The 17,459-nt window shown below is 51.6% G+C and carries 19 protein-coding genes; 10 read left to right on the top strand and 9 right to left on the bottom strand.

The annotated features are described in order from the left end of the window. Window positions 1-111 precede the first annotated feature (111 nt). The 4 genes from ACKI5T_RS09400 (at window position 112) to acnA (ending at window position 3,497) form a co-directional block, all read left to right on the top strand. A complete protein-coding gene (locus tag ACKI5T_RS09400) occupies window positions 112-252 on the top strand; it encodes a YmiA family putative membrane protein (RefSeq protein WP_407437150.1) in 141 nt (46 codons plus the stop codon). Next, a complete protein-coding gene (locus ACKI5T_RS09395) occupies window positions 249-425 on the top strand; it encodes a hypothetical protein (protein WP_407437184.1) in 177 nt (58 codons plus the stop codon). The genes ACKI5T_RS09400 and ACKI5T_RS09395 overlap by 4 nt, the downstream gene beginning before the upstream one ends. A 134-nt stretch (window positions 426-559) precedes the next feature. Continuing rightward, the gene (gene ymiC / locus ACKI5T_RS09390) at window positions 560-658 is read left to right on the top strand and encodes a small membrane protein YmiC (protein WP_327063311.1); all 99 of its coding nucleotides are present in this window, start codon (window positions 560-562) and stop codon (window positions 656-658) included. Window positions 659-821: 163 nt separating this feature from the next. Further along, window positions 822-3,497 carry an aconitate hydratase AcnA gene (acnA, locus tag ACKI5T_RS09385; RefSeq protein WP_407437149.1) on the top strand — a complete coding sequence of 892 codons (2,676 nt, stop codon included), beginning with the start codon at window positions 822-824 and terminating at the stop codon, window positions 3,495-3,497. 44 nt (window positions 3,498-3,541) lie between these two features. Here the strand turns inward: acnA and ribA are convergent, their stop codons facing one another. Then, window positions 3,542-4,132 (bottom strand): GTP cyclohydrolase II, encoded by a 591-nt coding sequence (gene ribA, locus ACKI5T_RS09380; protein ID WP_407437148.1) that lies wholly within the window; start codon window positions 4,130-4,132, stop codon window positions 3,542-3,544. A gap of 195 nt (window positions 4,133-4,327) precedes the next feature. Between ribA and pgpB the strand changes: the two genes are divergently transcribed. The 5 genes from pgpB to yciH all read left to right on the top strand — a co-directional run bounded on the left by pgpB (window position 4,328) and on the right by yciH (window position 7,982). Continuing rightward, window positions 4,328-5,101 carry a phosphatidylglycerophosphatase B gene (gene pgpB / locus ACKI5T_RS09375; RefSeq protein ID WP_407437147.1) on the top strand — a complete coding sequence of 258 codons (774 nt, stop codon included), beginning with the start codon at window positions 4,328-4,330 and terminating at the stop codon, window positions 5,099-5,101. A 141-nt stretch (window positions 5,102-5,242) separates the two neighbouring features. Beyond that, on the top strand, window positions 5,243-5,551 hold the full coding sequence (locus tag ACKI5T_RS09370) for a LapA family protein (protein ID WP_407437146.1): 309 nt from the start codon (window positions 5,243-5,245) through the stop codon (window positions 5,549-5,551). A 6-nt stretch (window positions 5,552-5,557) separates the two neighbouring features. Next, window positions 5,558-6,727 (top strand): lipopolysaccharide assembly protein LapB, encoded by a 1,170-nt coding sequence (gene lapB / locus ACKI5T_RS09365; protein WP_407437145.1) that lies wholly within the window; start codon window positions 5,558-5,560, stop codon window positions 6,725-6,727. A 191-nt stretch (window positions 6,728-6,918) separates the two neighbouring features. Then, a complete protein-coding gene (gene pyrF / locus ACKI5T_RS09360; RefSeq protein ID WP_407437144.1) occupies window positions 6,919-7,659 on the top strand; it encodes an orotidine-5'-phosphate decarboxylase in 741 nt (246 codons plus the stop codon). Beyond that, the gene (gene yciH, locus ACKI5T_RS09355) at window positions 7,656-7,982 is read left to right on the top strand and encodes a stress response translation initiation inhibitor YciH (protein ID WP_012017576.1); all 327 of its coding nucleotides are present in this window, start codon (window positions 7,656-7,658) and stop codon (window positions 7,980-7,982) included. Before pyrF ends, yciH begins: the two co-directional genes overlap by 4 nt. Before the next feature lie 100 nt (window positions 7,983-8,082). Here yciH and osmB read toward each other — a convergent pair whose 3' ends face one another. The 3 genes from osmB to ACKI5T_RS09340 form a co-directional block, all read right to left on the bottom strand. Further along, window positions 8,083-8,301, bottom strand: coding sequence for an osmotically-inducible lipoprotein OsmB (gene osmB, locus ACKI5T_RS09350; RefSeq protein WP_061709010.1), 219 nt, complete (start codon window positions 8,299-8,301; stop codon window positions 8,083-8,085). Window positions 8,302-8,559: 258 nt separating this feature from the next. Further along, a complete protein-coding gene (locus tag ACKI5T_RS09345; RefSeq protein ID WP_407437143.1) occupies window positions 8,560-9,312 on the bottom strand; it encodes a DNA-binding transcriptional regulator YciT in 753 nt (250 codons plus the stop codon). A gap of 64 nt (window positions 9,313-9,376) precedes the next feature. After that, the gene (locus ACKI5T_RS09340) at window positions 9,377-9,559 is read right to left on the bottom strand and encodes a hypothetical protein (protein WP_407437142.1); all 183 of its coding nucleotides are present in this window, start codon (window positions 9,557-9,559) and stop codon (window positions 9,377-9,379) included. A gap of 193 nt (window positions 9,560-9,752) precedes the next feature. Here ACKI5T_RS09340 and ACKI5T_RS09335 point away from each other — a divergent pair, with 193 nt between their 5' ends. Further along, entirely contained in the window at window positions 9,753-10,622 is an 870-nt protein-coding gene (locus tag ACKI5T_RS09335; protein WP_235133368.1) for a crotonase/enoyl-CoA hydratase family protein, read from the top strand. Here ACKI5T_RS09335 and pdeR read toward each other — a convergent pair. The 5 genes from pdeR to ACKI5T_RS09310 form a co-directional block, all read right to left on the bottom strand. After that, window positions 10,619-12,610: a cyclic di-GMP phosphodiesterase gene (pdeR, locus tag ACKI5T_RS09330; protein ID WP_407437141.1), complete on the bottom strand. Its 1,992-nt coding sequence runs from the start codon at window positions 12,608-12,610 to the stop codon at window positions 10,619-10,621. The genes ACKI5T_RS09335 and pdeR overlap by 4 nt on opposite strands. A gap of 317 nt (window positions 12,611-12,927) precedes the next feature. Beyond that, a complete protein-coding gene (locus tag ACKI5T_RS09325) occupies window positions 12,928-14,862 on the bottom strand; it encodes an exoribonuclease II (protein WP_407437140.1) in 1,935 nt (644 codons plus the stop codon). 88 nt (window positions 14,863-14,950) lie between these two features. After that, a complete protein-coding gene (locus tag ACKI5T_RS09320) occupies window positions 14,951-15,952 on the bottom strand; it encodes a CMD domain-containing protein (RefSeq protein ID WP_407437139.1) in 1,002 nt (333 codons plus the stop codon). A gap of 173 nt (window positions 15,953-16,125) precedes the next feature. Beyond that, window positions 16,126-16,914: an enoyl-ACP reductase FabI gene (gene fabI / locus ACKI5T_RS09315; RefSeq protein WP_012017568.1), complete on the bottom strand. Its 789-nt coding sequence runs from the start codon at window positions 16,912-16,914 to the stop codon at window positions 16,126-16,128. Window positions 16,915-17,031: 117 nt separating this feature from the next. Then, window positions 17,032-17,409: a helix-turn-helix domain-containing protein gene (locus tag ACKI5T_RS09310; protein WP_407437181.1), complete on the bottom strand. Its 378-nt coding sequence runs from the start codon at window positions 17,407-17,409 to the stop codon at window positions 17,032-17,034. Between the last annotated feature and the right edge of the window lie 50 nt (window positions 17,410-17,459).

Below are 17,459 nucleotides of genomic sequence, written 5' to 3'. Positions count from 1 at the left end.
AACGTTCGTAAATTCACTAGCTTTTCGACTAAAGTTTCTTTAGGATTTATCTCAACTCATGATTAGTTGTACCGATTGTTTGGTATCAAAATGATAAGTGAAATCGATTGTATGAGGTTAGCAATGCCGTCAGGAAGTGAAGATCCGCAGAGGGATTCCGCGTTTAAGCGTAAAGCCTGGCTGGCGGTGTTTCTTGGCTCCACCCTGTTCTGGGTGGTGGTGGCGTTACTGGTCTGGAAATATTGGGGATGAATATGGCAACTCAAATGCGTATCGAACCGGTGAAAAAACTGTGTCAACCAGGTGACAGTAATCCTACCGCGCGTAAAGAGCCTTCAACCAGCGTTCCAGACTCCTGGAAGCTTTCTGCTCAGCAGCAAGCTTTTATTGATACGTTCGCAGAAGACGAACCAAAGAAACAATAATTGATACCGGGTTAACCGGGTACATTCAGGCAATGCCTCGTGCACTTTTGTACTATTTAATAAATACACATCAGTAATAAATAATCGGGTTATACCCCGACCGAGCAAATAAATAGAATATCTGGTGTCAGATGATGAATACTCTACAAAACGTTAAATACTGGTCGTGGATGGGCGCGTTTACCGTCTCCACTCTGTTCTGGTGTCAGCTTATCTGGCTGGCCCTAAACTAAATCTAAAACCTCGCTGCGGCGAGGTTTTTTGTTTTATCTCAATGCTGACCCACAACCCAATTTGTCAATTTGGGTTGTTATCAAAACGTTACGACATCTTTGTGTTATCTTTAATTACGGCCCCGATGATTGTCGGGGTATCCCTGTAATTAAGGAGGAGCTTATGTCGTTCACCCTACGCGAAGCCTGTAAGGACACGTTGCAAGCCGAGAACAAGACCTATCATTACTACAGCTTGCCGCTGGCCGCCAAAACACTTGGTGACATTTCGCGATTACCCAAGTCACTGAAAGTCTTACTGGAAAACCTCTTACGTTGGCAGGATGAAGACTCTGTCACCGCCGATGACATTCAGGCGCTGGCGGGGTGGCTCAACGCCGCCCATGCCGATCGTGAAATTGCCTACCGCCCGGCCAGAGTACTGATGCAAGACTTCACCGGCGTGCCGGCTGTCGTTGATTTAGCCGCCATGCGCGAAGCCGTCAAACGTCTGGGCGGAGACACTGCCAAAGTTAATCCGCTTTCTCCCGTCGATCTCGTTATCGACCATTCGGTGACGGTAGATCATTTTGGTGATGATGACGCCTTTGAAGAAAACGTCCGCCTGGAGATGGAGCGTAACCACGAGCGCTATGTCTTTTTGAAATGGGGCCAGCAGGCATTTAGCCGCTTCAGCGTAGTGCCGCCGGGCACCGGGATTTGTCATCAGGTCAACCTGGAATATCTTGGCAAAGCGGTCTGGAGCGAACTCCAGGATAAAGAGTGGATCGCCTATCCGGATACGCTGGTAGGAACTGACTCCCACACTACGATGATCAACGGGCTGGGTGTGTTGGGCTGGGGCGTAGGCGGTATCGAAGCGGAAGCGGCGATGCTGGGCCAGCCAGTTTCAATGCTGATCCCGGATGTGGTGGGATTTAAACTGTTAGGCAAACTGCGTGAAGGGATCACCGCCACCGATCTGGTACTCACAGTCACCCAAATGCTGCGCAAGCACGGTGTTGTGGGCAAGTTTGTTGAATTCTACGGCGATGGTCTTGATTCATTGCCCCTCGCCGATCGCGCGACAATCGCCAACATGGCACCGGAATATGGCGCAACATGCGGCTTTTTCCCGATCGATGATGTGACTCTGGAATACATGCGTCTGAGTGGGCGCAGCGATGAACAGGTCGCGCTGGTCGAAGCGTATGCTAAAGCGCAGGGAATGTGGCGTAACCCGGGCGATGAGCCAGTATTTACCAGCACGCTGGAACTGGACATGGATGAAGTCGAAGCCAGTCTTGCAGGCCCAAAACGTCCGCAGGATCGCGTCTCGCTGAATGATGTGCCAAAAGCCTTTGCGGCCAGTACCGAGCTGGAACTCAATACGGCGCAAAAAGATCGTAACCCCGTCAACTATGTTATGAACGGGCATCAGTATCAGCTTCCTGACGGTGCCGTGGTCATTGCGGCCATCACGTCCTGTACCAACACGTCCAACCCAAGTGTGTTAATGGCGGCAGGGCTGCTGGCGAAAAAAGCGGTTACGCTGGGACTGAAGCGTCAGCCGTGGGTAAAAGCATCATTAGCGCCCGGTTCAAAAGTGGTTTCAGATTATCTCGCTCAGGCCAGGCTTACGCCTTATCTGGATGAACTGGGCTTTAACCTGGTGGGATACGGCTGTACAACCTGCATCGGCAACTCAGGCCCGCTTCCCGATCCTATTGAGCAGGCCATTAAGCAGGGCGATCTGACGGTGGGCGCTGTGCTTTCAGGAAACCGAAACTTTGAAGGCCGCATCCATCCGCTGGTGAAAACCAACTGGCTTGCGTCGCCGCCGCTGGTTGTGGCTTACGCCCTGGCGGGGAATATGAACATCAATCTGGCGACCGATCCTCTTGGACACGATCGCAAAGGCGATCCGGTCTATCTGAAGGATATCTGGCCGTCAGCTCAGGAAATTGCGCGCGCGGTCGAGCAGGTCTCTACGGATATGTTCCGCAAAGAATACGCGGAGGTGTTTGAGGGCACGCCGGAATGGAAAACCATCGAAGTGGAGCGGTCTGACACTTACGGCTGGCAGAACGATTCGACGTACATCCGCTTATCACCGTTCTTTGACGATATGGAAGCTGAACCAAAACCGCTGGTCGATATTCACGGCGCACGGATCCTCGCCATGCTGGGAGATTCCGTGACGACTGACCATATTTCTCCGGCGGGTAGCATCAAGGCGGACAGTCCGGCAGGGCGCTATCTCCAGGGACGCGGCGTTGAGCGTCGCGATTTTAACTCCTATGGCTCCCGTCGCGGCAACCACGAAATCATGATGCGTGGGACCTTCGCCAACATCCGTATTCGCAACGAAATGGTCCCCGGTATTGAAGGGGGCATGACGCGCCATTTACCGGGCAACGATGTCGTTGCTATTTACGATGCCGCGATGAAATACCAGCAGGAAGGCACGCCTTTAGCCGTGATTGCGGGTAAAGAGTACGGGTCTGGCTCAAGCCGAGACTGGGCAGCGAAAGGACCTCGTTTGCTGGGCGTGCGCGTCGTCATTGCCGAATCGTTCGAGCGAATTCACCGCTCAAATCTCATTGGGATGGGGATTTTGCCGCTCGAGTTCCCGCAGGGCGTCACACGTAAAACGCTGGGCCTGACCGGGGAAGAGCGAATTGATATCAGCGATCTGAAAAATGTGAAGCCGGGAGCAACCGTTCAGGTGCAACTCACGCGGGCTGATGGTCAAACGGAAATGCTGGAATGCCGTTGCCGTATTGATACTGCAACGGAGCTAACGTATTACCAGAATGACGGCATATTGCACTATGTGATTCGTAATATGCTGAATTAATAGCATCTTTGCCCGGCAGTTTTCGCGCTGCCGGGCAACATAAATCATTCGCTAAGCAAATGGCCCATCTTTGCGGCTTTAGTATCAAGATAGTGTTCGTTTTTTGGATTACGTCCGACAATCAGCGACACACGCTCAACAATATTGATCCCCGCTTCAGTCAGAATTTCCACTTTGCGCGGGTTGTTCGTCAGCAGACGAACTTCATCGACGCCCAGGAGTTTGAACATATCAGCACACAGCGTGAAATCACGTTCATCAGCGGCGAAACCGAGTTGATGGTTAGCCTCAACGGTATCGTAACCTTGATCCTGTAGCGCGTAGGCGCGAATCTTATTCAGCAGACCAATGTTACGGCCTTCCTGGCGATGATAAAGCAGGATGCCGCGACCTTCTTCTGCAATTTGAGAAAGCGCTGCTTCTAGCTGGAAGCCACAATCACAGCGCAGGCTGAACAGGGCATCGCCCGTCAGGCATTCTGAATGGACGCGAGCCAGTACCGGTATTTGTCCTGAAATATCGCCAAAGACTAACGCGACATGATCCTGCCCGGTTGCCACTTCTTCAAAACCCACCATCAGGAAATCGCCCCATGGGGTCGGCAGATTGGCTTCTGCCACGCGTTTAAGCTGCATGTGATTCTCCAGAGAATGCTGACACGTTTCGTGCCTTTCGCCCTTCGGCTTTCGTATCCTGCTATTTTGCCACAAGCTGTCAGTGTTCACCTAGTTGAGGGCATACTGTCCGCGCGTTAAACGCACAATCCGACATTTTCCCGCAATGCATTAATTTCAGTTATGATTGTTGAGCTTAGCGAAAAAGGAGACATCATGCTTTCAATTGCTCGCCGCACGGCTGCTGGCGCCGCTATCTTACTTATTATGCCCGTTGCCGTCTGGATATCAGGCTGGAGCTGGACCCCGGGAAACCATGAGCGTTGGCTGAAAGCACTGTACTGGATAACCGAGACGGTCACTCAGCCCTGGGGAATCATTACCCACGCTGTGCTATGCGCATGGTTCCTGTGGTGTCTGCGCTTTCGTTTGCGCCCGGCCATTATGCTCTTTGTGGTTCTCGGCGTGGCGATTGTCGCCGGGCAGGGCATAAAGTCGTGGGTAAAAGACCGGGTGCAGGAGCCGCGTCCTTTCGTCGTGTGGCTTGAAGAATCGCATCATGTTCCGGTAGAGACCTTCTACAATTTAAAGCGTAAAGATCGGGGGCATCTGGTTAAAGAACAGCTGGCCGAGGAGCGGGATATTCCGAAATTCTTACGTCACCATTGGCAAAAAGAGACCGGATTTGCGTTTCCGTCGGGCCATACGATGTTTGCAGCCAGTTGGGCTTTACTGGCGGTCGGATTATTGTGGCCACGTCGGCGTACCGTAACGATCGCTATTTTGCTCGTATGGGCCACGGCCGTCATGGGCAGCCGTCTGCTTCTTGGGATGCACTGGCCCCGCGATCTGGTGGTGGCAACGCTCATCTCCTGGCTGTTGGTGACGTTGGCAACCTGGATTGCCCAGCGGCTTTGTGGGCCTCTGATGCCGCCTCCGGAAGAGAACAAAGAGATCGCAGAACGTCAGCAGGATGACCCTCAGGGTTGAAAATCGACGTTTTGCCCACAAATCCAGACAGGACATACAACTTTTCCCATTCCACGCTCGCGGCTAAAATGATAGTTTATAAGGCTGATTGCGGTGAATTGAACATTCTTTATTCGCTTAAACCACATAACGGGAAGTAATGTGAAATATTTACTCATTTTCTTACTGGTATTGGCGATTTTTGTCATTTCGGTCACATTGGGCGCGCAAAACGATCAGCTGGTTTCTTTTAATTATCTGCTGGCACAGGGCGAGTATCGCGTATCGAGCTTACTTGCTGTTTTATTCGCCGCCGGGTTTGCTATTGGCTGGTTAGTTTGTGGTCTCTTCTGGCTTAAAATTCGTGTTTCTCTTGCGCGCGCTGAACGCAAAATTAAACGTCTTGAAAATCAAATTGCGCCTGCAACCGACGTTTCAGTGAATTCTGGTATGCCAGTCGCGAAGGAATAATCGAATATGCTGGAGTTGTTGTTTCTGCTTTTGCCTGTCGCCGCAGCCTATGGCTGGTATATGGGCCGCAGAAGTGCGCAACAAACAAAGCAGGATGAGGCTAACCGGCTGTCCCGTGATTATGTCGCGGGGGTAAACTTCCTTCTGAGTAACCAACAGGATAAAGCGGTAGACCTGTTCCTCGACATGCTTAAAGAGGACACTGGAACCGTTGAGGCTCATCTCACCCTCGGAAACCTGTTCCGCTCGCGTGGCGAAGTTGACCGTGCCATCCGCATTCACCAGACGCTCATGGAAAGCGCTTCTCTGACCTACGATCAGCGTTTGTTAGCTGTTCAGCAGTTAGGCCGTGACTATATGGCTGCGGGTCTTTATGACCGTGCTGAAGATATGTTTAGCCAACTGGTCGATGAAACAGAATTTCGCGTCAGCGCTCTGCAGCAACTCCTGCAAATCTATCAGTCAACCAGCGACTGGCAAAAAGCCATCGACACCGCCGAGCGCCTGGTAAAACTGGGCAAAGATAAGCAGCGTGTCGAGATTGCGCATTTCTACTGTGAACTTGCCTTGCAGCAGATGGCCAGCGATGACATGGAAAAAGCCATGACATTGCTGAAAAAGGGAGCCTCTGCCGATCGTAACAGTGCGCGAATCTCCATCATGATGGGGCGCGTGTTTATGGCGAAGGGCGAGTTTGCCAAAGCGGTTGAATGCCTGTTACGCGTCATCGATCAGGACAAAGAACTGGTCAGTGAAACGCTTGAAATGTTGCAAACGTGCTATCAACAACTCGACAAACCGAATGAATGGGTTGCCTTCTTGCGTCGCTGCGTGGAAGAAAACACCGGCGCAATGGCAGAGTTAATGCTGGCAGACGTGGTCGAGCAACACGAAGGCAGCGACACCGCGCAGATCTACATTACCCGCCAGTTACAGCGCCACCCGACCATGCGTGTCTTCCACAAACTGATGGATTACCATCTTAACGATGCGGAAGAAGGGCGTGCGAAAGAGAGCCTGATGGTGCTGCGCGATATGGTGGGTGAGCAAGTGCGCAGTAAGCCGCGCTACCGTTGCCAGAAGTGTGGATTTACCGCGTATACGCTTTACTGGCATTGTCCTTCATGTCGCGCGTGGTCAACCATTAAGCCAATCCGCGGTCTGGATGGGCAGTGATTTTTTTTAAAACACCTCATTTTAGTTACAACATACTATTGAAGCCTAATTTTATGCTGTCAGCATCGTGCGATTGGTTGTCTCGCAGGAAAAGAAAACGATTCTGTTCATTTGCGGTGCAGGCAGGTAGAATGCTCGCCGTTTATCTATCCCGCGCCAACTGCGGCGCCCATAGACGAAAAGGGCTGGTCATGACGTCTGTTGCATCCTCTTCTTCCCGCATAGTTACCGAATCTCCCGTTGTTGTCGCACTCGACTATAACAATCGCGATAACGCACTTGCCTTTGTCGATCTTATTGACCCGCGAGACTGCCGTCTGAAAGTGGGCAAAGAAATGTTCACGCTGTTCGGCCCGCAAATTGTTCGCGATCTGCAGCAACGCGGTTTCGACGTCTTTCTCGACCTCAAATTCCACGATATCCCGAATACCACTGCGCATGCGGTTGCTGCCGCGGCAGACCTGGGTGTGTGGATGGTCAACGTGCATGCGTCAGGTGGGGCGCGCATGATGACAGCGGCTCGCGAAGCACTCATTCCTTTTGGAAAAGATGCGCCGTTGCTTATTGCTGTGACTGTGTTGACTAGCATGGAAGCAAGCGATCTGCTTGATTTAGGTGTGACGTTGTCACCTGCTGAGCACGCCGAGCGACTTGCGCGTCTCACGCAAAATTGTGGGCTTGATGGAGTGGTTTGTTCCGCGCAGGAAGCCGTGCGCTTTAAATCTGCCCTGGGTCACAACTTCAAACTGGTCACGCCAGGGATTCGACCGCAGGGCAGTGACGCGGGCGATCAACGGCGTATTATGACCCCTGAAGAGGCTCAGGCGGCAGGCGTTGATTACATGGTTATTGGCCGGCCGGTCACGCAATCTGCCGACCCTGCGCTAACCTTAAAAGCGATTAACGCTTCACTGGGCAAGGTGACAGGATGAGTGATTCTAATAGTCGTCTGGTTTACTCGACCGACAGCGGTCGAATTGATGAACCCAAAACGGTTGTTCAACGTCCTAAAGGCGACGGCATCGTTCGTATCCAGCGTCAAACCAGCGGCCGGAAAGGCAAAGGCGTCTGTTTAATTACAGGTATCGACGCGGATGACGCTACGCTTGCTAAGCTCGCAGCCGAACTTAAGAAAAAATGTGGCTGCGGGGGCGCAGTCAAAGACGGCGTGATTGAAATCCAGGGAGATAATCGCGATTTAATTAAGTCGCTGCTAGAAGCGAAAGGGATGAAAGTCAAACTCGCGGGCGGATAAATAATAAGCCACGGCAGATGCCGTGGCTTTTTGTATGTGCGTCAGTCCAACAACTTCACGCTGAAATAATCCAATAATATTGCAACGGCAATATAAGAGATTATTTACCCACCTGGTGGCCGATAATACCACCCACAGCTGCACCACCTAATGTTCCAAGTGTGCTGCCGTCAGTTAACACTGCACCGCCGAGGGCACCAGCACCTGCACCGATCGCCGTGTTTCGGTCGCGTTTAGACCAGTTAGAACATGCGCTCAGGGACATTGCGAGTGTGACTGCCAAAACTGCTGCTGTTAATTTTTTGCTTGTTAAGATCATGATACTTTCTCCTGAATAATCGATTCACGGAAATAAGTCTGTTAAGTATAGACAATATGAATACTTATGAATCTTTTTCCATGAAACCTTGTCGCGCAGGTGGTTACAAAATCACGCAGGTGATAGTCACTTCCTGTTATATCGCTAATATTAATTTTAAGTTTTTAGCCTTTAAACAACAGGTAAATAGTCTTAAAGAATTGCTCGGAATTGTCTCAGAAGAAGGGGCGCCCGCTTATACGGGCGTTGTACAGGGGGTTAGGCAGTTTTATTAACAATATCGACAGTCAGGCCGGCGTTGAGTAATTGCTCGCGGTGTGCCTCACTCAGACGTTCATCCGTAATCACACGGCTAAAGCGTGATACGGGACCCATCGTGTAAGGGTGTACGGCACCAAACTTGGAGCTGTCGGTCAACACAATGGCTTCACAGCCTTTTTCGAGCACAGCGTTTACAACATCAGAACGCATCATATCGCGCCCGGTAAACCCCGTTTCAGCCTGCCAGCCATCGATGCCAATAAACGCTTTGCTGAAGTGAACTTGCTGAACATACTGACGAGTCAGGGGCCCAACCATGCTTTCGCTTTTCTTCTGGTAAATACCGCCCAGCAGAATCACCTCACACGGTGTCTCTTTCAGAAGATGGGCGATATAGCTGCTCACCGTAATAATGGTGACGTCTTTTTGTTCCGCAAGTGTGCGCGCCAAAAGGGCGTTGCTGCTGCCATTCTCAATGAATACGGTCTCACCATTATTGACCAGCGACGCTGCAAACTCAGCCAACTCACGCTTAAGCGCGAAGTTGTTCATCATACGGGTTTCGACATCTTCACTGTCGAGCGGGACAGCATAACCGTGGGCACGTCGCAGATAGCTCTGCTTTTCCAGCAAGTTGAGATCCTGGCGGATGGTCACTTCAGAAACACCGGTCGTTTTAGCGAGCTCGACGACACTCATGCGTCCTTTGTCGATCACCATCTGCAGAATAAGTTGTTGTCGGGAATTCATAGCATCCATATTAAGACGGCCTGCGCCGCTGGTTAAAAATAAATCTTATTAAAATGAGGGGGCGTTACACTTCCCACGGAGCCTTCGGCTGAGCTGAATCAGCGGTATTTCCCGCGCGGGTGTGATCCAGTAATTCGGATTTTAAAATCTCAAGATTACGAATGGCAGAGTGATAATCGCCGGCTACCAGGATATCCAGCACCGTATCAATGCGTTGCGCCACTTTCTGTGCGTCAATCTCAGACATGAAGTTCCCCATCAAGCGAAAAGTGAATAATTTCAATGATGCAGAAATTGCTAACAAAAGAGAAGGGAAAAAATGCGCTAACCAAATTACATAAATGAAAGTGATAAATTTATCCCGCAGCATACAGAGGCGATGGGCACTGGATTAGTCTAAAACTGCGCGCAACGCGCTTTTTTATATGAGGATTTAGACTATGACAGTCATCAATCAAGCAACCTGTAAACTCTTCACCGACCCTGAACGTTTCACACAACTCGCGGGATATTACGAGGAAGAAAGACGCACTCTATGGATGTTGCTCCGCGCCCAGCCACGTCCCTGTTTTAATCATGCGTTAATTGAAGAAATTATGAATATGTCATGGCTGGTCAGGCAATCTGGCTATGCTGTGGACTTTTGGGTGACAGGCTCGCTTGTCCCCGATATGTACAATACCGGAGGCGATCTCCGTTTCTTCGTGGAATGTATCCAGAATGGCCGACGTGAAGCGTTACGTGCTTACGCCCGCGCCTGTGTCGACTGCGTCCATGCGGCGTCACGAGGCTTTGATACGGGCGCCATCACGCTGGCAATGGTTGAGGGCAGCGCACTCGGCGGCGGATTTGAAGCCGCGCTGGCGCACCATTTTGTGCTGGCGCAGCGTGACGCCCGGTTAGGTTTTCCGGAAATCGCGTTTAACCTCTTCCCCGGCATGGGAGGATACTCGCTGGTTGCGCGGCGCGCAGGGATGAAGCTGGCCGAGGAGCTTATCTACAAAGGGGAATCACACACCGCGGAGTGGCATGAGCAATATGGGCTTGTGGATGTACTTTTCGAGCCGGGACACGGCTACGTGTCGACCCGCACGTTTATCGATACTTTACAGCCCAAACTCAATGGCGTCAGGGCGATGCTGCGTGCGCGGCAGCGGGTTATGCAACTGCCGCGCAGTGAACTGATGGACATCACCGAAGACTGGGTCGATGCGGCTTTTTGTCTGGAGCCAAAAGATATTGCCTATATGGAGCGCCTGGTTATGCTGCAAAATCGCCACAATGCTGTCGGGGTTCGTAAAGCCAGTTAGCGCAATTTTTTAGCCTGATAGCGCTTAAACCACCGCTCGAATGCGGCAGCGGGCATCGGCTTTGCAAACAGAAAACCTTGCCGTTCGTTGACGCCGTTCTTGGTCAGAAAGGCGTCTTCTTTCGCGCTCTCTACGCCTTCCGCAATGACCTGCAAATTCAACGCCTGAGCAACGGCCACAATCGCTCGCACCAAAGACTGGGAGATGGACTGTTTGTGAATATCACGCACAAACACCTGATCGAGCTTAATTGCGTCAATAGGGAAGCGGGCCAGCTGGGATAAAGAGGAGTAACCGGTGCCGAAATCATCCAGATGGATCTGCGCCCCAAGCTGACTGAATTGCTGAATAACCGACAGCGCTAGCTCTTCATTTTCAATCAAACAGCTTTCCGTCAGTTCGACATCGATCGGGCAATATTCAAAATTGAGATCTTTCAGCGCCTGTTTTAAATCACTGAAAATAGTCTGGTCGGCGAGTTGACGCGCTGAAACGTTAACGGCGACGCGCAGGTTGATACCTTTGTCACGCCACTTCGCGACCTGGCGCACCACGTCCAGCATGACCCAGCGGCCAAGGGGCACAATCAGCCCGGATTCTTCGGCATAAGAGATAAACTCAAGGGGCGGAATCAAGCCGCGTTCCGGCGACTGCCAGCGAACCAGCGCTTCCAGGCTTCTGACTTCGCCACGCCACGTTATTTTGGGCTGATAGTGAATTAAGAGCTGATCCTTATCCAGCGCTTTACGCAGGTTGGTGTCCAGCCACAGATATTCGAAAACACGCTGGTTCATTTCCGGCGAGAATACGCAGAACTTGCCGCGGCCACCTTCTTTGGCCGTATACATCGCGGTATCCGCATTACGAATAATACTTTCTCGATCCGTACCGTGCTGTGGCGCAAGGGAGATCCCAAGCGAACAACCGGTATAAATCTCGATAAGACCGATGCGGAAAGGCTGACGCAAACGCGTCAGGATACGCGATGCCATCGCCTCTAGCGTGCTCTGTGACGTGTCGGTAGCCAGAACGATAAATTCATCGCCTCCCAGACGAGCCAGCACCTGGCCTTCATCCAGACAGCTTAAAATGGCTAATGCGACGGACTGCAGCAGTTGGTCGCCAAACATATGCCCGTAGGCATCGTTTACCTTCTTAAAATTATCGAGGTCGAGATACACCACCCCAACTTGAGTTTCACCGCGCTGAGAAATGCTGTCGCTGATTAATTCGTGGATCGCATTACGGTTTGGCAGGCCTGTAATGGTGTCTGTATTGGCCAGTACCCGGAGTCGCTCCTGTGCCCGACGCTCTTCTGTGATATCGGTGCCCGAGCAGATAAGGAAGATTTCATTTTTACCGCTACCGCTGTGTACGAATTTATTTCTGAACAGAAATAACCGCTGGCCTTTGCGCGTTTTAATCCAGCGCTCCACTTCATACGAACTGCCGTTACGGAAAAAACCCGAGATGTTGCGCTTAGAGGCGGCCGCTTCACTGCGGCTCATGAACAGTTTAAAAACGTTTTGTCCGATGACTTCCTGTTCTTTCAGGCCCGTATATTCTTCACTCAAACGATTGAAACGCTGAATATTACCGTGCTGATCCAGGATAACAATGACGGAGTTCGCTTCGGATACCACCTGTTCGGCGAAGGACAAGCTTTGTACCAGATCGCGCGCGACAGAAGGGGTGTCATTCCACGCTGAAGCGGTGCCTGCCCACTCTTTTTTATTGATTTTGCGGCCCACGAGATGGAGCGGGACATCAACACCATACAAAGAAAGGGTCATAGTGACGCTGGAGGTGATTACCGTCAACTGACGAACAATGTCGGCTTGCTCATCACTCAGGGCGACCACTTGCGTGATATCAGCATTTTCGCTTGCGGCCAGATGCAGAGCATTGCTGTCCGCTGCCAACCGCCACCAGGGACTGTGGGTGCCTATGTAACGAAACAGCAAATTTTGCTCCATATCGTCAATCATGCTTTCTCCAGTACCTGCTTAATAGCGCAAAATTATGCATCTGCATGCGACTTTTCCGTAGTAATGCAGCGGCATAACCGAAGTGAACTTATTGTTTTTCCCTGAATTCTTATAATAAAACGAGAAACGCTAAAAAGGATATAAGTGGGTAAAAATTCCCTTCACGTAAGACGACGGTTTTCTTTTACTGTAGATAATAGTGATAGTTTTGCGGGGTTCGAGAGGAAAATATTAACAAAGAGTGATGCGTGCGGAATTTAGGGGGAAATAAAAATGTCGGCTATTCCAGAAAGGAAACAGCCGACATTTAAACGTTATCAGACGACAGGGCGCGCGATAATGCTGCGGGTTTCCATACGGACTTCCGCAATGTTCACATCAATCACATCTGTGACCTTGTAAACCGTTTCACCTTTGATCTGCACAGAACCGTTTTCCTGGCTACACACCAGTTCATCGCGGACCGCATGCAGGAAAGGCGCAGGAATAAAGGCAACAGCACCATTATCCACCAGGCGGACACGCATACCGCCACGGCTGATATCAATAATCTCCGCTGCAAAACGGGTATCAGTACCGGCTTTATCACTCAGGAAGCGCGCATACAGCCAGTCGCCGACATCACGTTCAGCCATGCGGTTCAGGCGGCGGCGCTCAGCCATCTGTACAGTGGCTTCATCCTGCGGACGCGCAATGGTTTCGCCTTTCACAATCGCTTTCAGCAGACGATGGTTAACCATGTCGCCGTATTTACGGATTGGGGAAGTCCATGTCGCGTACGCTTCAAGGCCTAAACCAAAGTGCGGGCCCGGTTCGGTGCTGATTTCAGCATACGACTGGAAGCGACGAATGCGGCTGTCGAGGAAACCTGACGGTTGCGCGTCAAGTTCACGACGAAGTTTGCAGAATCCTTCCAGAGTCAGCACTTCCTGCGGATCGACGTGGACATCGTGCGTTTTGAGCAGGGCAGCCAGCGCTTCGGTGTTGGCTGGGTCAAAACCGGTATGCACGTTGTAGATGCCAAAGCCTAATTTGTCGCGCAGAACACGCGCCGCACAAATGTTGGCAGCAATCATCGACTCTTCCACAATGCGGTTGGCGATGCGGCGCGGTTCGGCAACGATGTCCAGTACTTCCCCTTTTTCGCCCAGAACGAAGCGATAATCAGGGCGATCCTTGAAGACCAGCGCATGAGTTTTACGCCATTCGCCACGACTCATACACACGCGTTGCAGCAGCGTGATTTGCTGTGCAACAGCTTCGCTCTCTGGTTTCCAATTGCCTGCCCCTTCCAGCCAATTAGAAACATCGTCGTAGGCCAGTTTGGCTTTAGATTCGATAGTGGCAGCGAAAAATTCGATGTCATCTTCAATCGTGCCATCTACTGCGATGGTCATACGGCAGGCGAGAACCGGGCGAACCTGATTCGGACGAAGCGAGCAGAGATCGTCAGACAGCTCACGAGGCAGCATTGGGATGTTAAAGCCCGGCAGATAGTTCGTAAACGCACGGACTTTCGCCGAATCGTCGAGCTTGCTGCCTTCTGCAATCCAGGCGGTCGGATCGGCAATCGCCACGGTCAAATGCAGTTTGCCGTCAGCGCCTTCTTCGACATACAGCGCATCATCCATATCCTGCGTGCTGGCGCTGTCGATGGTGACAAAGTTCTGTGCCGTCAGATCGCGACGCTCGAGACCTTCGTCCAGCATTTCGGTCGCCACGCCGTTTGGCGCTTCTTTTTCCAGGTTATGACGCGCAAGCGTCACCCACCACGGGACGAAATGGTCGTCGCTGTAGGTAATAAAATGGGTCAGATCGGCATAGAAACCGCGATCACCTTTCAGGGGATGGCGACGCATCTGGGCAACGGCCCAGTCGCCTTCTTTGAAATCGTGCTCGCAGTTGCGATCTGCACGGCAAGGAATCGCATCTTTCAGCAGGGGATGATCTGGAACAATAGAAAGACGGTCGTCTTTTTTGTGGACCTTCCCAACAAAGCGGGTCAGGAAAGGCTCGATAAGTTCTTCTGGCTCGGCAGTTTCACGATCCTTTTGAGTGTGAATAACCGCCGTCACACGATCGCCGTGCATCACTTTCTTCATCTGCGGAGGCGGGATGAAGTAGCTTTTCTGCGCGTCGACTTCCAGGAAGCCAAAGCCTTTTTCCGTGGCTTTTACGACCCCTTCTGCACGCGGCGTCTGGGAATGCAGTTGCTGTTTAAGCTGCGCTAGCAGCGGGTTGTCCTGAAGCATAGTGTTCTATTTTCGTGGCCATTGAGCGGCTGACAGTTTTACGCGATTCTGCCTGGTACAGCAAGCGCTCTTTAGGTAATCAGTAAGGTTATTCGCCCGCGCGCAACGCGATTTTCAGGCGGTTAAGCCACCCGCAAAAAGCGGTCCAGGCGAGCAAATTAATGGCATCCGCAGCCGGAATCCCATCATCAATCAGCGGTGTCAGTTGCGCGGCGCTGAAGCGGTCGGGCGAGCGTGTGAGTAAGTCCACAGCACCAAGGAGTGACGGGTGGTTTGCGTAGTGCACTGGTAAATCCTTAATGCCGCTTGTCAAAATCTCACCTAAGCAATCCAGTAATGCGGGGTCGTGGCACAGCACTGGCGCGAGATCGCCGAGACAGACTTCTGATTGCCAGCGAGCAAGCGATTCCAGCTGCTGCGCGCTCGCGTAGCGTAACTCTACGCCCGGGATAATCGATGCCCACTCGCTCATGTTGATATCATCGATTTGAGCATGAGGGGGAATGTGATGGCCCGGCAACCAACGCACCGGATGTCCGAGCAACGCCTGAAACGCGGCAACCACGCGCGCCTGAAAACCGATAAAACCGATGATTTGATTGATCAGAATAACGTCGTAAGTCGTCAGGCCCACTTCATCAAGCTGCAGCTGCGCCCTGGAATCGATCACGTCAGGTGAGCAAGCAAGCTGGCGAGCATATTGGGTAATTTGGGCGAGACGTTGATTGCTTTCACGCGAAGAGTCCGGCCCTGGAAGAGGAGCCAGAAGGGCGGCGTAATGATTACATAAGCGCTGCACCCCACACGCCTGGGCAACCGTTAGCGCAGTGCTTAAACGATCGTAAGCGCTGAGCGTATGAAGACGACTCAGATTAACCTGGCGAGGGAAAAGCCGATCGCGTAAAACCAGCGATGGGGTTAACCAGCTTTCACAGTGCGTCACAATCTCGTTCGGTAACGCTAAATCGAGCAAAAAACGGTCGGCGACATTAGCGGCCTCGGGAACCAGCGGGAGAACGTCATCCGGACAATGATTTGTCTGGGTTTCGTGATACCAGTGGCCTTTGCCGGAAAAACGGCGTTGTTCCATGTGCGTTCCTTGATCTCAAATGGCAATCAATATCCTGGCGCATGGCTTACGAGCGGAAAAATATTGTTAGGTGATAACAAATAGCAGAACGGAATAACGAGAGGCAAAACGAGGAATTTACAGGAACAAAACAGGGGGAAACTCTCTTCCCGGGAGGGAAGAGAGTAAAATGTTTATTTAATTTCCAGCTCGTTCATTGCCGCGATGTTGAAACCGCCGTCAACGTGAACCACTTCGCCGGAGATGCCAGCAGAGAGGTCAGAGCACAGGAATGCCGCAGAGTTACCCACGTCTTCGATGGTGACGGTACGACGAATCGGGGTAACCGCTTCGCAATGCGCCAGCATTTTACGGAAATCTTTGATACCGGAAGCCGCCAGAGTACGGATTGGACCGGCAGAAATACCGTTAACACGCACGCCTTCTGGACCCATTGCGTTCGCCATATAGCGCACGTTTGCTTCCAGAGATGCTTTAGCCAGACCCATAACGTTATAGTTAGGGATAGCACGCTCAGCGCCCAGGTAGGACAGAGTCAGCAGAGCAGAGCCTGGATTCAGCATGGTGCGGCACGCTTTTGCCATGGCCACGAAGCTGTAAGAGCTGATGTCGTGAGCGATTTTGAAGCCTTCACGGGTTACCGCATTCACATAGTCGCCGTCCAGCTGATCGCCCGGTGCGAAACCGATTGAGTGAACGAAACCGTCGAATTTTGGCCATACTTTTGCCAGTTCAGCGAACATACCGTCAATGCTTTCGTCTTGAGCAACGTCGCATTCCAGAATGATGCTTGAACCCAGCTGCGCGGCGAACTCTTCAACGCGGCCTTTCAGCTTGTCGTTCTGGTAGGTGAACGCCAGTTCAGCGCCTTCGCGGTGCATAGCCTGTGCGATGCCGTAGGCGATGGACAGTTTGCTGGCGACGCCAGTTACCAGAATGCGCTTACCGGAAAGAAAACCCATAGCTTTGATCCTTATAGTCATTGCTTACTTTGGCTTTGTATTCATATAGTTAGAAATCACATAGCCAGAATAAATAGATAGCAGGGCAGAATTATAGCCCACTATGCAGATGAAATGTCACCTGAATTTCAAAAGAGCCCTCAGGTTGCAGCTTTTAAGAGAACGACATAATACGCCAGGATGATACCAGTAGAAAGAATCTGAACTGATCCAACCTCCCGCGACGCAATCAGTATTTACCAGGCAGATGCTTAATCTCGCATAACCGCCCGTCCTTAATGACGATATACCCGCCCGTTTTAACTCAGCCAGGATTTTCATTATGCTGCTTCGGGAGAGATGCGTTTTATCACGGATATAACGTTCAATCGTGACGTGTTCACGAAAGTGAGCGGGTTCGTGACTCAGTTCCCTTAGCTGGTTACGAATCACTTCATACGCAGTGGGCGCGCTCAACTGCTTACTGTAAGAGTAAAGCTTATTTGTCACGACCATCCTGTGTTGGGCAGCCACTTCCCAAAGACCATTCTCCGGGATGTGCCGTT

The organism is Lelliottia sp. (assembly GCF_045627565.1).
Lineage (GTDB): Bacteria > Pseudomonadota > Gammaproteobacteria > Enterobacterales > Enterobacteriaceae > Enterobacter.
Note: the sequence above shows the minus strand (reverse complement) of the source record. Positions and strands in the feature narration are given on the sequence as shown.

What these genes read in the sequence shown, in the direction of transcription:
- ymiC (WP_327063311.1), top strand. Translation starts at nt 560, where the DNA reads ATGAATACTCTACAAAACGTTAAATACTGGTCGTGGATGGGCGCGTTT.
- ACKI5T_RS09310 (WP_407437181.1), bottom strand. Translation starts at nt 17,409, where the DNA reads ATGGTCGTGACAAATAAGCTTTACTCTTACAGTAAGCAGTTGAGCGCG.
- fabI (WP_012017568.1), bottom strand. Translation starts at nt 16,914, where the DNA reads ATGGGTTTTCTTTCCGGTAAGCGCATTCTGGTAACTGGCGTCGCCAGC.
- ACKI5T_RS09320 (WP_407437139.1), bottom strand. Translation starts at nt 15,952, where the DNA reads ATGGAACAACGCCGTTTTTCCGGCAAAGGCCACTGGTATCACGAAACC.
- osmB (WP_061709010.1), bottom strand. Translation starts at nt 8,301, where the DNA reads ATGATCTTAACAAGCAAAAAATTAACAGCAGCAGTTTTGGCAGTCACA.
- ACKI5T_RS09395 (WP_407437184.1), top strand. Translation starts at nt 249, where the DNA reads ATGAATATGGCAACTCAAATGCGTATCGAACCGGTGAAAAAACTGTGT.
- ACKI5T_RS09325 (WP_407437140.1), bottom strand. Translation starts at nt 14,862, where the DNA reads ATGCTTCAGGACAACCCGCTGCTAGCGCAGCTTAAACAGCAACTGCAT.
- ribA (WP_407437148.1), bottom strand. Translation starts at nt 4,132, where the DNA reads ATGCAGCTTAAACGCGTGGCAGAAGCCAATCTGCCGACCCCATGGGGC.
- yciH (WP_012017576.1), top strand. Translation starts at nt 7,656, where the DNA reads ATGAGTGATTCTAATAGTCGTCTGGTTTACTCGACCGACAGCGGTCGA.
- pgpB (WP_407437147.1), top strand. Translation starts at nt 4,328, where the DNA reads ATGCTTTCAATTGCTCGCCGCACGGCTGCTGGCGCCGCTATCTTACTT.
- lapB (WP_407437145.1), top strand. Translation starts at nt 5,558, where the DNA reads ATGCTGGAGTTGTTGTTTCTGCTTTTGCCTGTCGCCGCAGCCTATGGC.
- pdeR (WP_407437141.1), bottom strand. Translation starts at nt 12,610, where the DNA reads ATGATTGACGATATGGAGCAAAATTTGCTGTTTCGTTACATAGGCACC.
- ACKI5T_RS09340 (WP_407437142.1), bottom strand. Translation starts at nt 9,559, where the DNA reads ATGTCTGAGATTGACGCACAGAAAGTGGCGCAACGCATTGATACGGTG.
- ACKI5T_RS09400 (WP_407437150.1), top strand. Translation starts at nt 112, where the DNA reads ATGAGGTTAGCAATGCCGTCAGGAAGTGAAGATCCGCAGAGGGATTCC.
- pyrF (WP_407437144.1), top strand. Translation starts at nt 6,919, where the DNA reads ATGACGTCTGTTGCATCCTCTTCTTCCCGCATAGTTACCGAATCTCCC.
- ACKI5T_RS09335 (WP_235133368.1), top strand. Translation starts at nt 9,753, where the DNA reads ATGACAGTCATCAATCAAGCAACCTGTAAACTCTTCACCGACCCTGAA.
- acnA (WP_407437149.1), top strand. Translation starts at nt 822, where the DNA reads ATGTCGTTCACCCTACGCGAAGCCTGTAAGGACACGTTGCAAGCCGAG.
- ACKI5T_RS09345 (WP_407437143.1), bottom strand. Translation starts at nt 9,312, where the DNA reads ATGAATTCCCGACAACAACTTATTCTGCAGATGGTGATCGACAAAGGA.